Origin of the sequence: Oceaniferula flava (assembly GCF_016811075.1) — a bacterium.
GTDB lineage: Bacteria > Verrucomicrobiota > Verrucomicrobiia > Verrucomicrobiales > Akkermansiaceae > Oceaniferula > Oceaniferula flava.
Window position 1 is genome coordinate 34,244 of the sequence record NZ_JAFBGL010000002.1, and the last position, 13,556, is coordinate 47,799.

Below are 13,556 nucleotides of genomic sequence, written 5' to 3' on the forward strand. Positions count from 1 at the left end.
GTAACATGGCGGAAACCACCATTGATAAAGACCCAAATAAGCCCGTGATTCCAGTCATGGAGCGTGAGAAGCTGATTCTCAACAATCGTTCCTACAATTGGATCACCGAGCGTATCTGCGGTATTCTTGAAAATAAACAACCAGCGATCTGGTGGATTCTTTTCCTCCCCAGCGTGCTGATCGCCATGATTGGTGTCGGTGGTGGCCTGTTCTACCTCGTATCCACCGGTGTCGGTGTCTGGGGTAACAGCAACCGCACGATGTGGGGTTGGCCGATTGTGAACTTCGTGTTCTGGATTGGTATCGGTCACGCCGGAACGCTGATTTCGGCGATTCTTTTCCTGACTCGTCAGAATTGGCGGACGTCGATTAACCGAGCGGCGGAAGCGATGACGATTTTTGCCGTCTGCTGTGCCGGTATTTACCCGATGTTCCACGTCGGTCGTGTCTGGATGGTCTGGTTCCTCGCCCCCATCCCCAACGCCAACGCCATCTGGCAGAACTTTAAGTCGCCCCTGCTGTGGGACGTGTTCGCCGTTTCCACCTACTTCACCATCTCCCTGATCTTCTGGTATCTCGGCATGGTTCCTGATTTGGCCACCATCCGTGACCGTTGTAAGCCAGGTCTCCGCCGTCTTCTCTACGGGATCTTCTCCCTTGGATGGCGTGGCGGTAACCGCCAGTGGAGTCACTACGAGGTGGCTTACCTGCTGCTCGCAGCACTTTCCACCCCGCTCGTGCTCTCGGTGCACTCCGTGGTGTCCTTTGACTTCGCGACCTCCGTGGTGCCAGGCTGGCACACCACCATTTTCCCTCCTTACTTTGTGGCGGGTGCGGTGTTCGGTGGTTTTGCCATGGTGCTGACCATCATGATTCCAGCCCGTTACATCTACGGCCTGCACGACATGATCACGATGAAACACATCGAGAACATGTCCAAGATCATCCTGCTGACCGGAACCATCGTTGGTTACGCCTACCTGATGGAGCTCTTCGTGGCCTTCTACTCGGGTGCCAAATACGAGGGTGCCGCCTTCTTCTACCGGATCGCCGGTCCATACTGGTGGGCCTATCTGGCGATGATGTCCTGTAACGTGCTTTCACCGCAGGTGTTCTGGTTCAAATACTGCCGAGAGAACCTCTGGATTGTCATGGCCGTGTGTATGTGCGTGAACGTCGGCATGTGGTTCGAACGTTTCGTGATCATTGTCACCACCCTGCCACGGATGTGGTTCCCCGGTGACTGGAAATACTACAACCCGAGCTGGGTGGATATTCTCACCTTCGTGGGCACCATCGGTATGTTCCTCACTCTCTTCCTGCTGTTCCTTCGCTTCTTGCCTTGCATTAACATCGCCGAGGTGAAATGGACGCTGCCACAGAGTGATCCTCACCACGACGACAAGGAGGCCCTCGATGACCGCGGTGCCGAATCCGAAGCCGCTTACCAGCACGAGCTCCAGTCCTAATCCATTCGCGGCCTCCGGGCCGCACCCCATTTCCCAACTTCACAATTCCGATTTCCGATATGACAGTTAAACGCGTTTACGGCTACCTGGCCGAGTTCGAAAGTGCATCCGCCCTCTATAAGGCTGCGGAGAAAGTGCGCGATGCCGGGCATAAAAAGTGGGATTGCTATTCGCCCTATCCGATCCACGGACTGGACAAAGCGATGGGCATGAAAAAATCCATCCTGCCTTACCTTGTGTTCTTCGGTGGAACTCTGGGTATTTTGACTGGCTTCACGCTTGCTTACACCACTCAGGTAGCGATCTATCCGACCGTGGTTCAGGCCAAGCCTGCAAACATCTTCACCACAGCGGCGTTCTTCCCGATCATGTTTGAGCTGACGATTCTGTTCTCCGGTTTCACCACGCTCTTTGGTCTTCTGGCTCTGATGGGTCTTCCTCGTCTGAACCACCCGCTGTTCGAAAGCCGTCAGTTCCAACGTGCCACCGATGATGGCTTTTTCATCGCTATCGAAGCTCGCGACGCCCGTTTCTCCACCGAGGAAACCAAGAGCCTGCTGGAAGATGCCGGCGGCACCAACCTGGAACTCGTCGAAGAACCAGCGTCCTAGAAACTCAACATTTCAACCGTCACCACCCAATTTTCAACCACGGACGACCCAGTCTGAGCGGAAAGCATCAGCTTCCTGCTTCACCGGTTGCCCGCTCTAAAAAACAACTCATCGCATGAGATACTTTTTCCTAACATTCGCCCTGATCGTCGTTCTCGTCATCAGCTTCTTTGGTTTCCGTGGCCAGATGTTCAGTGGCACGCCATTGCGCATGTTCCCGGACATGGACGACCAGGATAAGATCAAGACTCAGACTGCCAGCGCATTTTTCGCCGATGGCATGAGCGCACGTCAACCGGTCGCTGGCACCGTCCCTCGCGGGTTCGAGCCTGACGGATCGGGTCACAGCTTCGGCAACAGCACTAGCTACCTGCACACCGGCGAACTCGACGGATCCTACGGCGACGGCATGCCTGAAGAGCTCGGTCTGAACGATGACAATCTCGACGCCTTCCTGCGCCACGGCGAGGAGCGTTACAAAGTGTCCTGCATGCCCTGCCACGGTGAGTCCGGCAACGGTAAAGGCACTGTCGCTGTCATCGGCATCCCCGCCACCCGTAACCTCGCCGACTTCCCTCGTTCCGAATACCCTGACGGCAAGATGTTCCACACCATCACTCACGGCCAAGGCCTGATGAGTGGCTACGGCTACAACATTCCTGTGGAAGACCGCTGGGCCATCGTGGCCTACGTGCGCGCCCTGCAAGCCGCCCGCCAAGTCTCCGTCGAACAATAAATCTCTCTTCATTTTCCAATCACTCCATTCACCATGGGTCACTTTATCACATCCAAAGACATCCCCGCCGATGGGGAACATATCGCTAAAGGCAAACTGGCTAAGCCCATCATGGTTTGCGGCATCGTTGCCTTGGTCGGTATCATTGTCAGCATCTGCCTGCTGCTTTTGAACAACCCCTATAAGGGTGAAGCGGCCGATACCGTAGCCGGACGTTACGCCTACTCCTGGTTGTTTGCTTTTGCCTTCTTCGTGAGCCTCACGCTCGGCGGCTGTTTCTGGCTGCTGCTGCACCACGTTTCCAACTCCGGTTGGGGGGTGTCGGTTCGCCGTTTGATGGAGCACCTCGCCTGTGTCTTCCCTTGGATGGGCATCATCGCCATTCCTTTCCTGTTCCCCTCCGTGCAGCAGCACTTGTTCGAGTGGATGAACATTCACCGCGGATTTGACGGTGTCGGCATGTATGGTTCCGCCAAGGATGCCCTGCACCACGGTCACGGCCAGTTCGATCACTTGCTCTACGCCAAGCACTTCTACATGAACCTGCCATTCTGGCTTGGTCGCATGGTGTTCTACTTCGTCGGCCTCGGTGGTGCGATGTATTACCTCAGAAAACTTTCCGTCGATCAGGACAACGATCCGAACCCAGACAGCAGCCGCTTGAAGAAAGCTCGTCGTCGTAGTTCCTGGATGCTGATCATCTTCGCCCTCACTGCCACCTTCCTCGCCTTCGATCTGATCAAGGCCCTCGACTACAAGTGGTTCTCCACCATGTATGGTGTCGCCTTCTTCGCCGGTTGCGTGCTGAATGGCATGGCCCTGCTGATTCTCACCACCATCGTGCTGCGTCGCGCTGGCTACATGCAGCAGATCATGAGCCCTGAGCACCACCACATCATGGGTAAGCTCACCTTCGCCTTCGTGGTTTTCTGGGCCTACGTTTCCTTCTCCCAGTTCTTCCTGATCTGGTATGCCAACATCACTGAGGAAACCAGCTACTTCATCCTGCGTAACACTGGAAACTGGAACATCGCCAGCATCGCCCTGGTCTTCGGCCACTTCGCGCTGCCCTTCCTTTTCCTGATCCGTTCCGACGTGAAGAAGAAGCCCGGCCTGATGATTCCGATCACCATCTACCTGTTCATCCTGCATGCCCTCGACCACTACATCATGGTGGCACCCGAGCGTGGACCATCGCTCACCATCAACGGTGAACACGGAGCGCAACTGATGCCAACCGGTAGCGTGATCTGGCTGGACCTGCTCGCCTTCATCACAGTGGGATCCTTCTTCGCCTTCTTCTATCTCCGTTCGCTGACCAAAACCAGCCTCTACCCGAACCGCGATCCGCGAATTCTCGAATCCGCCAACCTTTTCAACTAACCCTGACGACCCTACAGCGTCACGTTTTCATCCATCATTTCAGACATGTCTACTCAGTCATATAACCATCGCGACACCCCGCTGCGCCGCTTCAGCACCTTCTGGTTGGGCTTGGCCGTCTTCGGTCTCTTCGGGCTTCTGTCCGCCATCGTAGTTTGCTGGTCCGGTAGTTCTGCCGGTGTCGAGCAGGTGCTCAAGGAGCAGCGTCTCGATGTCAAAGAGACCGTTGCCGAAAACCAAGCCACCATGCTCGAACGCAAGGTGCTGGAAGAGGGGAAAACCGAGCAGGTGCCACCCTCCGAAGTGTTTGACGACATCAGTGCCGATCTGAAAAAAGCTCCTGTCTCATCTGGTGAGGCAAAGCCGATGACCAAAGCTCCCGGCGGTGACATCGCCAAGGGCAAGGAACTTTGGCAGAGCAAAAACTGCTTCACCTGCCACGGTGCCGATGCCAACACACCGCTGACACCGAACTACCCTAAACTGGCCGGTCAGGACTCCGTTTATTTGCTTGCTCAAATGAAGGCCTTCCACGATGGCTCTCGCAAGAGTGGTCAGAGCGCAGTGATGACCGCCACCCTGATGGGCGCAAACCTGAGCGATGACGAGACCAATAACATCGTTGCTTGGTTGGCCAGCCTGGACACTCCCGACGTCAAGCACGCCGACGACGCTGGTAAGCAGTTGTTCACCGCCAAGCTCTGTGCTTCCTGTCACGGTGCCGATGCCGACAAGCCGCTGCAGCCTGGCTACGCCAAGCTGAAAGGCCAGAACCCACAGTATCTCATCGATCAACTCAAAGCCTTCAAATCCGGCGCCCGCACCAACGGTCAGGCCGCTACGATGACAGCCATCATGGCAAACGTCAGCGAAGAAGAGATCAAGGTCCTCGCCGAGTGGATCGCTGGCAGCAAGTAACACCCATCATATTTTTCCCTAGAATTTAAAATCATGTCTAACCCAAGTCAGATTTCACCTGCCAAAGACGCTCAAATGCGTGTTGAGATTGATCGCTCGCTGCGCCACCCTGTGATGTTCTTCTTCACCAGCGGCGCCGCCTGGTTGGCCGTGTCCCTGGTGCTCGGCATCATCGCCTCCGCCAAGACCCACAGCCCCACCTTCCTCGGTGAGTGTGGTATTTTCCAATACGGTCGCTCGTTTCCTGCTCACATCAACACCCTGATCTACGGCTGGGGTGCGCAGGCAGGATTTGGTGTGATGATCTGGCTGATGGCACGCTTTGCTCGCCAACCGAGTAAAAATGCCGGAACCATCCTCACCGCCGGTCACATCTGGAACCTCTGCGTGCTGATCGGCACTATCGGCATTCTCGCAGGTCACGGAACCGGCAAACACTGGATGCAGTTCCCTACTTTCGTCTGGCCAGTCATGCTCGCCGCCTATGCCGTGATCGCCGTTTGGTCGATCGTTGCCTTCCGCTGCCGCAAAAACAACCACGTCTACATCTCCCAGTGGTATCTCTTGGGCGCCATCATCTGGTTCCCATGGGTCTTCCTGACTGCTAACCTCTACGTCAACGTCTTCGATGTGCACCCACTCATGGCCGCTGCCATCAACGGTTGGTTCCGCCATGCGCTGATCTTCCTGTTCTTCACACCGATCGCGATTGCGAGCGCTTACTACATCTCCGCGAAGGTGAGTGGTCGCGCTATCTACAACTACTCCTATTCTATCGGCGGCTTCTGGGCTTTGGCCATCGTCGCTCCCTGGGCTGGTATGCAGACCATGATGGGTTCTCCGATCCCCGTGTTCCTGCAATACGTCGGCGCCGCCGCGACCATGCTCGTGGGTGTGCCACTGCTGGCCGCTGGGGTGAACATCCTGAAAACCGCCTCCGGACAGCAGGAAACTGTCGCCTACAGCCCATCGCTGCGCTTCAGCATCGCTGGTGTCTTCGGCATGCTCTTGCTCGCATTCGCCAGCCTGATCTTGGCGCATCCTTCCGCCATGCGCTTCACCCAGTTCACCATCGCCGGCTACGGCTATGATGTGCTCGCGATCTACGGATTCTTCAGCATGTGCATGTTCGGTGCGATCTACTTCATCGTCCCCCGCATCACTCGCCGCGAGTGGCTTTCACGTCGCCTGATCCGCACCCACTTCTGGTTCTCTATCTACGGTGTGCTCTTCATCTTTCTGTTCTGCACCCTGCTCGGTGGCTTCCAGCAAGGCGCCGCTCAAGAGAATTACACGCAACCATGGATTCAAGCGGTGGCTAACACCTTCCCATTCACCGTGGGAATGACCGTGGCCTGGTGCTTTGTGCTCTACGCGAACTTCTTCTTCTTTGTCCACCTCGCTCTGATGTGGCTCCGTCTGGGTCGCCGCAGCTCCCACCCAACCCTGCTCCGCCGCGAACATTCCGCTCTCGGACCGCACGGACCTGAAGGCGACATCGAAGAACTCGAAAGCGCCAAAGCGTAACGGCAACTGAAACCTGAATACTTTCAACTGAATACTTTCCCACCATGACATTCAAATCTTTCCTTATCGGCATGTGCCTTAGCTTCGGCATGGCGTGGATGTTCGTGATTGCTATCCCCACGGCAAAAATGAACAACCTGTCACCAGTGAAAATGAACAACGAGGAGGATGCTCCTTATTACCAGCACAAGCGCTCCGGCCGCGTGCTCAATGGTGCCGAGATCTATGCCTCGAACGGCTGCTACGCCTGTCACACCCAGCTGATCCGCCCCACCTATGCGGGTCGTCAAATCTGGCGCGACGACATGGCAGGTGTGGTTGATTCCGACGGCAACGATTCACGTCGTGAAACCACTTACTTTGATTACGCTGGTGAAAAATACGCACAGATCGGTCTGATGCGCATGGGGCCAGATCTGAGCAACGTCGCTTACCGGATTGAAAAATACGCCGCCGCAACGAACCTCAGCGCGGAACAATGGCTGATGGAGCACCTTTACAATCCCCGCAACAACAAGCTGCGCGTGGGTGAGGGCGGTGAGCTAATGAACATGGACTGGTCCAACTGCCAAGCCCAGCATCAGATGTTCAAGAAATCTCCTGTCGTTGGCCAAGGCAATGTGCTTGCCCTTCGTGAAAAAACCGAAGACGGTGAAGAAATCGTGCCTAAGGAAGACGCCCTGGTTTTGGCCAGTTACCTGATGTCGCTTCGCCGCGACGATGTGGTTCCTGCCAGCATGAACAACGCCCCCGTCGAGTCGGCTGAGGACGCCGAGTAATTTCACCGCTACGAACTGAGTTCCCTTTTATCTAATTTCATATCATGTCAGACCAACATTCCCATACTCCGGATCTGGACGAAACCACCAGTGTCATCACCGATGCCGCTGCAGTCAGCCGTGAGAACCACATGCTGACCGAAGGCGCAGAGCCGATTTCGCTCTGGGTCATCCTCGGAAGTGCCATCATCGTGCTCATCGGTGGCGGTGTGCTGTTCAGCGGTAGCCTTTTCAACTACAACGACGTTGTGCAGAGCGGCTACAGCCGCCAGGCTCCAGAAGGTGATGGTGCAGGCAAGGTGGTTCCAAAACCCGCCATCCTCGCATTCTCCAAACTTGGTGAGAAGAAGAGTGTGTCCTGCAAAGGCTGTCACGGTAACGACGGTGGCGGTAGCGGCGACATTCCTCCCTTCGTCGATTCCGAGTGGATCAGCGGACCAAGCCTGCGTCCTGCGATGATCATCTTGAATGGTTGTAAAGGCCCTATCACAGTGGCTGGTAAGGAATACAACGGCAACATGCCCGCACAAGGTGACGGCCTCAGTGCCCAAGACCTCGCCGGTTTGCTCAACTACCTGCGCAACAACTTCGGCCACGAGAGTGATACTCTGATCACCATCGAAATGGCCGAGGATGCACTTGCCACCTCGAAAGAACGTGGCGGCGGACAGGTTACAGCTGCTGAACTCAACGAGAAGTATAACCGCGATCTCAAAGGTGAGCCGATGGATCCCAATACTCTCGTCGATCCCAAAACATTCGAGCCTGTAGCGGCTGAATAGTCATTTTTCTCTCGATTTTTTCAATTTTCAAAATATCACCCCGACCCATCTAAGCTAAGGCCATGAGCGATCACCACGACGATCATCACGATCACCACAACCCTGGATTTATCCAGAAATACGTCTTCTCCACCGATCACAAGATGATTGGTATCCAATACGGTATCACCGCGTTGGCATTCCTTCTGTTCGGATTCTATCTGATGATGGTGATGCGCTGGAGCATTGCATATCCGAACGAGCCTCTTCCTGTCTGGATGAGCTGGTTGTTCACTGAAGATTGGAAAGCGCAGTGGCTCGTTGAAGGCAAGCTTCCCGGTGAAACATACAACATGTTCGGTGCCATGCACGGAACCATCATGGTTTTCCTCGGTATTGTGCCTCTCGGTTTCGGTGCCTTCGGTAACTACGTCACACCTCTGCAAATCGGTGCGCCCGATATGGCCTTCCCTAAACTGAACATGGCGAGTTACTGGATGTATCTCGTGGGTGGCCTGATGATGTGTGCATCGTTCTTCATGGAGTCTGGCGCTGCCAAATCCGGTTGGACCAACTACCCGCCGCTGGCATTCTTCGCGGATTCACAATACCCGCACCAGTTCTGGACAGGTCAGACACAGTGGCTCATGGGCCTCGTGATGCTGATCTCCTCCTCACTGCTCGGTTCGGTGAACTTCATCACCACCATTATCAACCTTCGCGCCAAAGGTCTTACTTGGATGCGCATGCCATTCCTGGTGTGGGCGATGCTGGTGACAGCCTTCCTGCTGCTGCTTTCCTTCCCGCCACTTGAAGTTGCCGGGATCATGCAGGTGGTCGATCGGATGTTCGGCTCCAGCTTCTTCCAGCCATCCGGCCTCTACCATCAGCAAATCGGTCTTGCCGATGCTTCCGGTGGTGGTAGCCCACTGCTTTACCAGCACTTGTTCTGGTTCTTGGGTCACCCTGAGGTATACGTTCTGCTGCTTCCTGCGATTGCCTGTGTGGCGGAAATCATTCCTGTCAACACCCGCCGTCCAATCTGGGGCTACAAGTCCATGGTCTACGGTGTGCTGGTTCTCGGCTTCCTCTCCTTTATCGTTTGGGCTCACCACATGTATATGACTGGAATGGGACCCGCCATTTCCACCTTCTTCCAGACCACGACGACGCTAATTTCCATCCCGTCGGTGATCCTGCTGACCTGCCTGCTGATTTCACTTTGGGGTGGATCGATCCGCTTCACCTCTCCCATGCTCTGGGCCTGTGCGTTCCTTCCAATGTTCGGTATCGGTGGTCTCACCGGTCTGCCGCTGGCATTCAACCTGGTGGATCTGCACTTGCACGATACTTACTACGTGATCGGTCACTTCCACTACGTGGTAGCACCCGGAATTCTGTTTGGATTCTTCGCTGGTATTCACCACTGGTATCCGAAGATTACCGGTCGCTTCATGAGCCGGACGCTGAACCACCTGCACTTCTGGCCCTCATTGATCCTGATGAACACCTTGTTCTTCCCAATGCTGATTCAAGGTATGGCCGGCTTCCACCGTCGTTGGTATAACGGTGGTGACGCTTACCTGACGGCTGATCCTGAGAGCGTGAATGTTTTCGGTCGCACCGTGGCTGAGCACCTCGACCTGAACATCATGATGTCCTGGTCCGCATGGCTGCTCGCCGCTGCCCAGATTCCTTTCATCATCAACCTGTTCGGATCGATCAAGTTCGGCCTCAAGGTGACTAGCGACAACCCTTGGGACGCCTGTTCCTTGGAGTGGGCAACACCAACGCCTCCGGGCCACGGCAACTTCCTCGAAGAGCCTGTGTGCTACCGCGGTTCCTACGAATTCGCCCGCCCTGAGGTCGAAGAAGACTTCTACCCGCAGTGGAAGAAGCCTGTCGACAGCACCGAAGAGGGCAGCAACTAATCATTCAACATTTTCTAACACTCTAGCAAACTTTCTCATGGAAATTCCCTACATTGTAGAACCCCGGAAGGATACCGGGCTGACTAACTCCAAAATCGGTATCTGGCTGTTCCTCGCATCCGAGGTGATGCTCTTCGGTGGCCTGTTTTCCGGCTATGTGTTCCTGCGTATTTACGCTGACTACCCATGGCCTGAGCGGACACTGCCTGTGCTGCCCGGTCTGATTAACACTTTCATCCTGATTGCATCTTCGGTCACGGTGGTCTTTGCCTGGGTGTCGTTGAAATTACGGCAGTGGGGCAAGTTCCAGATTTACATGGGAATCACCCTTATCTGTGCTTTCCTGTTCTTGGTGCTGAAAGGTTTCGAATACAATGCCAAGTTCCATCACCAAGCGGTGCGCTTGGATGACTACACCGTTATCGAAGGTCACGCTCACCCTCAGGGGCATGGTGATGACGCCGATAAGAAGGTTACCAAAAACCTGAACATCAAAGCAGAGCAAGTCGTCATCGACCTGCGTCGTGTGGATGATATCTACTACGAAAACCTTGGTGAGCAATACGGCGACCAATTTGTCCTCAGCGACGATGTGGTTCTGAACGACGAAACGGTCTTGGAAAAAGGCACTCCGATCAGCAAGGACATCATTGATCAGGCGAAGGAAGACTTCCTCGACGCCGTGGCCAATAACAGCAACCTCGACATCGAAGCCAACCGCGGTGCTTGGAAAGCTGCCAAGCAAGAAGCCAACCTCAAGGACAAACGCTACTGGGACAAAGAGAAAAAAGCCTTTGTCTCCGAGCAGATGAAGAAGTTCAAGGAAGCGCACAAAGATGATTACCTGCGCGTCACTCCCAAGCTCACCTTCGTCGCGAGCAACGAACCTGTTGAGATCTCTGTCAATCCATACTGGGGCAAGCTCAGCCAGCCGAAGGCAGGTGAAAAAGGCACCCTAAACTTGAAAGATCAAACGGTGATCATGGGCACGACCGCTGACAGCTCGATCACTCTGCACGTCGATGGCATCGACTTCCGTCACACGGTGATGAAGGCCGAGGAAAAAGGTATCGACCCTGAGCTCGCCATCAAGAATTCATGGTTGCTCAAGCAGGAGTCCATCAAGCCTGTCTGGGACAAGCACCTGGTGGTGGTTGCCAAGCTCAAAGAATACCTCGAAGAGCACGGTAAAGAACCTACCGAAAACGACCTCTACCGCGTCAACTGGCAGGAAATCGCCGGCACCGCCGATAAGACAATCGCCGACCTCGAAGCGATGGGTCACCACGAGATCGAGAAGCTATTCCCTGGCGACGTCGAAGGATTCACCGGCCCGAACCACAAGAAGGTGCACTACCCAGAAGTGGTGGTTCCTCGCGAACAAGTTCGTTTCGAATCCCTGTTCACACCACGTTGGAACACCTACTACGCCACTTACTTCACCATCACTGGCTTGCACGGTATCCACGTGCTCATTGGTGCCTTCGTTCTCGGTTACTACATGTTCTTCGGACGTAAGATGTATGATTCCAATCCTGAGTGGTTGGCTAACCGAGTGGAAGTTGGAGGCCTGTTCTGGCACTTTGTGGATCTGGTATGGATCTTCCTCTTCCCAATCCTCTACTTGATGTAATCCACGAGCGCATCGCAATGCGATGCGCAATCCATCTCATTTCCAATTCCAACTTTCTAATTACTAAAAAAATGGCTGACTCTCCTGAAGAAATCAAGAAACACCTAAAGAGCTACAAGATCGTAGCCGCTGTCCTCTTTGTCTGCACCATCCTCACCGTGGCCGTTGCCAAGATTGAGTGGCTCGACTTCGGTTCACGCGGATTCGGCACAGCGGATATGGTAATCGGTTTGCTCATTGCCACATTCAAGGCTACTTTAGTGGCGCTGATCTTCATGCACCTTAACCATGAAAAATCCATGGTTTACTGGATCTTTGGAGGCAGCATGCTGTTCGCCGTCGTGCTGATGGCTCTGACCGGTTTCGCCTTCACTGACCCCATCCAATTCAAGGCATTTTTCGGCTACTAAGCTTCTGAATTCGCCTCACAACCCACAACTACCCGTAACAATGTCCATCAAAGGTTTTCACATCCTCTTCATCACCATCGCCACTCTGCTTTGTGTGTTCGTCGCGCTTTGGGCATTCGTGCTTGAGACCAGCACTTCGCTCGGCCTGCAAGTATTCGGTGGTAGTTGTGCCCTCGCCGCTGTGGTGCTCCCGCTTTACGGCGTGAGTTTTTACCGCAAAGCTCAGAAGATCTAATCATCCTTCAAACCAACCTATTTATCCAATGACTCTGACTACCATTGCATGCGCTGTCTGTATGGGCAACGGCCCTGACCACCTTGACTCCGTGGCCGCCGGCTACGCGATGCTCGTCATGCTGCTGATCATCGTTCCCATGTTGATCACGATCATTTTCTTCATCCGTCGCATGGCGATCCGCGAACGCGAGAACCTCGACCCTGCACTCTCCGATTAACTGGCCCTTCGTGCCAGTGGATAACTTCTTTTCTCATCCCAGCTTCCTAATTCCACATACACTATGTCTATTTTAGATTATTTCGGATTGCCCGAAAACTACTCCCAACACGGCGAGCAAGTCGATCAGATGAACTCTGTGATCACTTGGTTGATGTTAGTTCTCTTCGTTGGTTGGTCCACGTTCTTCGTGATCGCTCTCTTTAAGTTCTGGCACAAGCGTAACCCCAAATCTTCCTATGCTGGGGTGAAAAACCACGTTTCCACGCACATTGAAATCGGTGTGGTTGTGGTAGAGGCTGTGTTCCTGCTTGGTTTTGCTTTCCCTCTCTGGGCTGAACGCACCGATAAATTTGAGCGTGTCGTTGCCAACGACCCCAATGCTCCGCGCGTTCGCGTAGTTGGTCAGCAATACAGCTGGACCTATCACTACCCTGGTAACGATGGTGTCTTCGGACGCACAGACAACACTCTGATTACAGGTGACAACTCACTGGGCATCGATCCTGAAGATCCTAATGGCGATGATGACTTCATCTCTACGTCTGCACTTAGGTTGCCCGTGGGCCGCGACTGTATTCTGCAGGTTACCTCCAAGGATGTGATTCACAACTTTGCCATCGTGCCGATGCGTATTCAGCAGGATTGCATTCCCGGTAAGGAAATTCCAATGTGGTTCAAGCCCGTCAAGGAGCTGGAAACTTACGTCGTCTGTGCTCAGCTTTGCGGTGAGAAACACGCCGACATGAAAGGCAGCATGGAAGTTATTAACGCCAAGGAATACTACGAGTGGGCCAAGAAGCGGAGTGACGAAGAGCTTGCGAAAAAGCAAAAGTAACATCGTTAAGCACCATCAATTTTACAGAAGAGCAGTTGGTTTTCCAACTGCTCTTTTTTTGCTCCCTGTTCTCAAGCTTCGTGCCTTAAGATGACGCTGTGCGTCT

Annotated in this window: 14 protein-coding genes; all 14 read left to right on the top strand. The window is 54.3% G+C overall.

Going from position 1 to position 13,556, the window contains the following annotated elements; translation table 11 throughout:
* Nucleotides 1-5: 5 nt before the first annotated feature.
* The 14 genes from nrfD (at nucleotide 6) to JO972_RS03290 (ending at nucleotide 13,450) form a co-directional block, all read left to right on the top strand.
* The gene (gene nrfD / locus JO972_RS03225; RefSeq protein WP_309488563.1) at nucleotides 6-1,469 is read left to right on the top strand and encodes an NrfD/PsrC family molybdoenzyme membrane anchor subunit; all 1,464 of its coding nucleotides are present in this window, start codon (nucleotides 6-8) and stop codon (nucleotides 1,467-1,469) included.
* 59 nt (nucleotides 1,470-1,528) lie between these two features.
* The gene (locus tag JO972_RS03230) at nucleotides 1,529-2,080 is read left to right on the top strand and encodes a DUF3341 domain-containing protein (protein ID WP_309488564.1); all 552 of its coding nucleotides are present in this window, start codon (nucleotides 1,529-1,531) and stop codon (nucleotides 2,078-2,080) included.
* Nucleotides 2,081-2,195: 115 nt separating this feature from the next.
* Nucleotides 2,196-2,816, top strand: coding sequence for a c-type cytochrome (locus JO972_RS03235; protein WP_309488565.1), 621 nt, complete (start codon nucleotides 2,196-2,198; stop codon nucleotides 2,814-2,816).
* Between the two features lie 33 nt (nucleotides 2,817-2,849).
* The gene (locus JO972_RS03240) at nucleotides 2,850-4,199 is read left to right on the top strand and encodes a hypothetical protein (protein ID WP_309488566.1); all 1,350 of its coding nucleotides are present in this window, start codon (nucleotides 2,850-2,852) and stop codon (nucleotides 4,197-4,199) included.
* 45 nt (nucleotides 4,200-4,244) lie between these two features.
* Nucleotides 4,245-5,117: a c-type cytochrome gene (locus JO972_RS03245; protein ID WP_309488567.1), complete on the top strand. Its 873-nt coding sequence runs from the start codon at nucleotides 4,245-4,247 to the stop codon at nucleotides 5,115-5,117.
* A 33-nt stretch (nucleotides 5,118-5,150) separates the two neighbouring features.
* Nucleotides 5,151-6,644 (top strand): cbb3-type cytochrome c oxidase subunit I, encoded by a 1,494-nt coding sequence (locus tag JO972_RS03250; RefSeq protein WP_309488568.1) that lies wholly within the window; start codon nucleotides 5,151-5,153, stop codon nucleotides 6,642-6,644.
* A gap of 44 nt (nucleotides 6,645-6,688) precedes the next feature.
* Entirely contained in the window at nucleotides 6,689-7,423 is a 735-nt protein-coding gene (locus JO972_RS03255; protein ID WP_309488569.1) for a cbb3-type cytochrome c oxidase subunit II, read from the top strand.
* Between the two features lie 44 nt (nucleotides 7,424-7,467).
* Nucleotides 7,468-8,205 carry a c-type cytochrome gene (locus JO972_RS03260; protein ID WP_309488570.1) on the top strand — a complete coding sequence of 246 codons (738 nt, stop codon included), beginning with the start codon at nucleotides 7,468-7,470 and terminating at the stop codon, nucleotides 8,203-8,205.
* A 62-nt stretch (nucleotides 8,206-8,267) separates the two neighbouring features.
* Complete coding sequence (locus JO972_RS03265) at nucleotides 8,268-10,115, top strand: cytochrome c oxidase subunit I (RefSeq protein WP_309488571.1); 1,848 nt, start codon at nucleotides 8,268-8,270, stop codon at nucleotides 10,113-10,115.
* 37 nt (nucleotides 10,116-10,152) lie between these two features.
* Nucleotides 10,153-11,748, top strand: coding sequence for a cytochrome c oxidase subunit 3 (locus JO972_RS03270; RefSeq protein ID WP_309488572.1), 1,596 nt, complete (start codon nucleotides 10,153-10,155; stop codon nucleotides 11,746-11,748).
* Nucleotides 11,749-11,819: 71 nt separating this feature from the next.
* Nucleotides 11,820-12,158, top strand: a complete 339-nt coding sequence (locus tag JO972_RS03275) for a cytochrome C oxidase subunit IV family protein (RefSeq protein ID WP_309488573.1) — start codon at nucleotides 11,820-11,822, stop codon at nucleotides 12,156-12,158.
* 40 nt (nucleotides 12,159-12,198) lie between these two features.
* Nucleotides 12,199-12,393, top strand: coding sequence for a hypothetical protein (locus JO972_RS03280; protein ID WP_309488574.1), 195 nt, complete (start codon nucleotides 12,199-12,201; stop codon nucleotides 12,391-12,393).
* Between the two features lie 28 nt (nucleotides 12,394-12,421).
* On the top strand, nucleotides 12,422-12,613 hold the full coding sequence (locus JO972_RS03285) for a hypothetical protein (protein ID WP_309488575.1): 192 nt from the start codon (nucleotides 12,422-12,424) through the stop codon (nucleotides 12,611-12,613).
* 63 nt (nucleotides 12,614-12,676) lie between these two features.
* A complete protein-coding gene (locus JO972_RS03290; RefSeq protein WP_309488576.1) occupies nucleotides 12,677-13,450 on the top strand; it encodes a cytochrome c oxidase subunit II in 774 nt (257 codons plus the stop codon).
* The last annotated feature ends 106 nt before the right edge of the window (nucleotides 13,451-13,556 follow it).

Bases quoted from the DNA above. Each gene is read 5' to 3' on its own strand.
- nrfD (WP_309488563.1), top strand. From the start codon at position 6: ATGGCGGAAACCACCATTGATAAAGACCCAAATAAGCCCGTGATTCCA.
- JO972_RS03230 (WP_309488564.1), top strand. From the start codon at position 1,529: ATGACAGTTAAACGCGTTTACGGCTACCTGGCCGAGTTCGAAAGTGCA.
- JO972_RS03235 (WP_309488565.1), top strand. From the start codon at position 2,196: ATGAGATACTTTTTCCTAACATTCGCCCTGATCGTCGTTCTCGTCATC.
- JO972_RS03240 (WP_309488566.1), top strand. From the start codon at position 2,850: ATGGGTCACTTTATCACATCCAAAGACATCCCCGCCGATGGGGAACAT.
- JO972_RS03245 (WP_309488567.1), top strand. From the start codon at position 4,245: ATGTCTACTCAGTCATATAACCATCGCGACACCCCGCTGCGCCGCTTC.
- JO972_RS03250 (WP_309488568.1), top strand. From the start codon at position 5,151: ATGTCTAACCCAAGTCAGATTTCACCTGCCAAAGACGCTCAAATGCGT.
- JO972_RS03255 (WP_309488569.1), top strand. From the start codon at position 6,689: ATGACATTCAAATCTTTCCTTATCGGCATGTGCCTTAGCTTCGGCATG.
- JO972_RS03260 (WP_309488570.1), top strand. From the start codon at position 7,468: ATGTCAGACCAACATTCCCATACTCCGGATCTGGACGAAACCACCAGT.
- JO972_RS03265 (WP_309488571.1), top strand. From the start codon at position 8,268: ATGAGCGATCACCACGACGATCATCACGATCACCACAACCCTGGATTT.
- JO972_RS03270 (WP_309488572.1), top strand. From the start codon at position 10,153: ATGGAAATTCCCTACATTGTAGAACCCCGGAAGGATACCGGGCTGACT.
- JO972_RS03275 (WP_309488573.1), top strand. From the start codon at position 11,820: ATGGCTGACTCTCCTGAAGAAATCAAGAAACACCTAAAGAGCTACAAG.
- JO972_RS03280 (WP_309488574.1), top strand. From the start codon at position 12,199: ATGTCCATCAAAGGTTTTCACATCCTCTTCATCACCATCGCCACTCTG.
- JO972_RS03285 (WP_309488575.1), top strand. From the start codon at position 12,422: ATGACTCTGACTACCATTGCATGCGCTGTCTGTATGGGCAACGGCCCT.
- JO972_RS03290 (WP_309488576.1), top strand. From the start codon at position 12,677: ATGTCTATTTTAGATTATTTCGGATTGCCCGAAAACTACTCCCAACAC.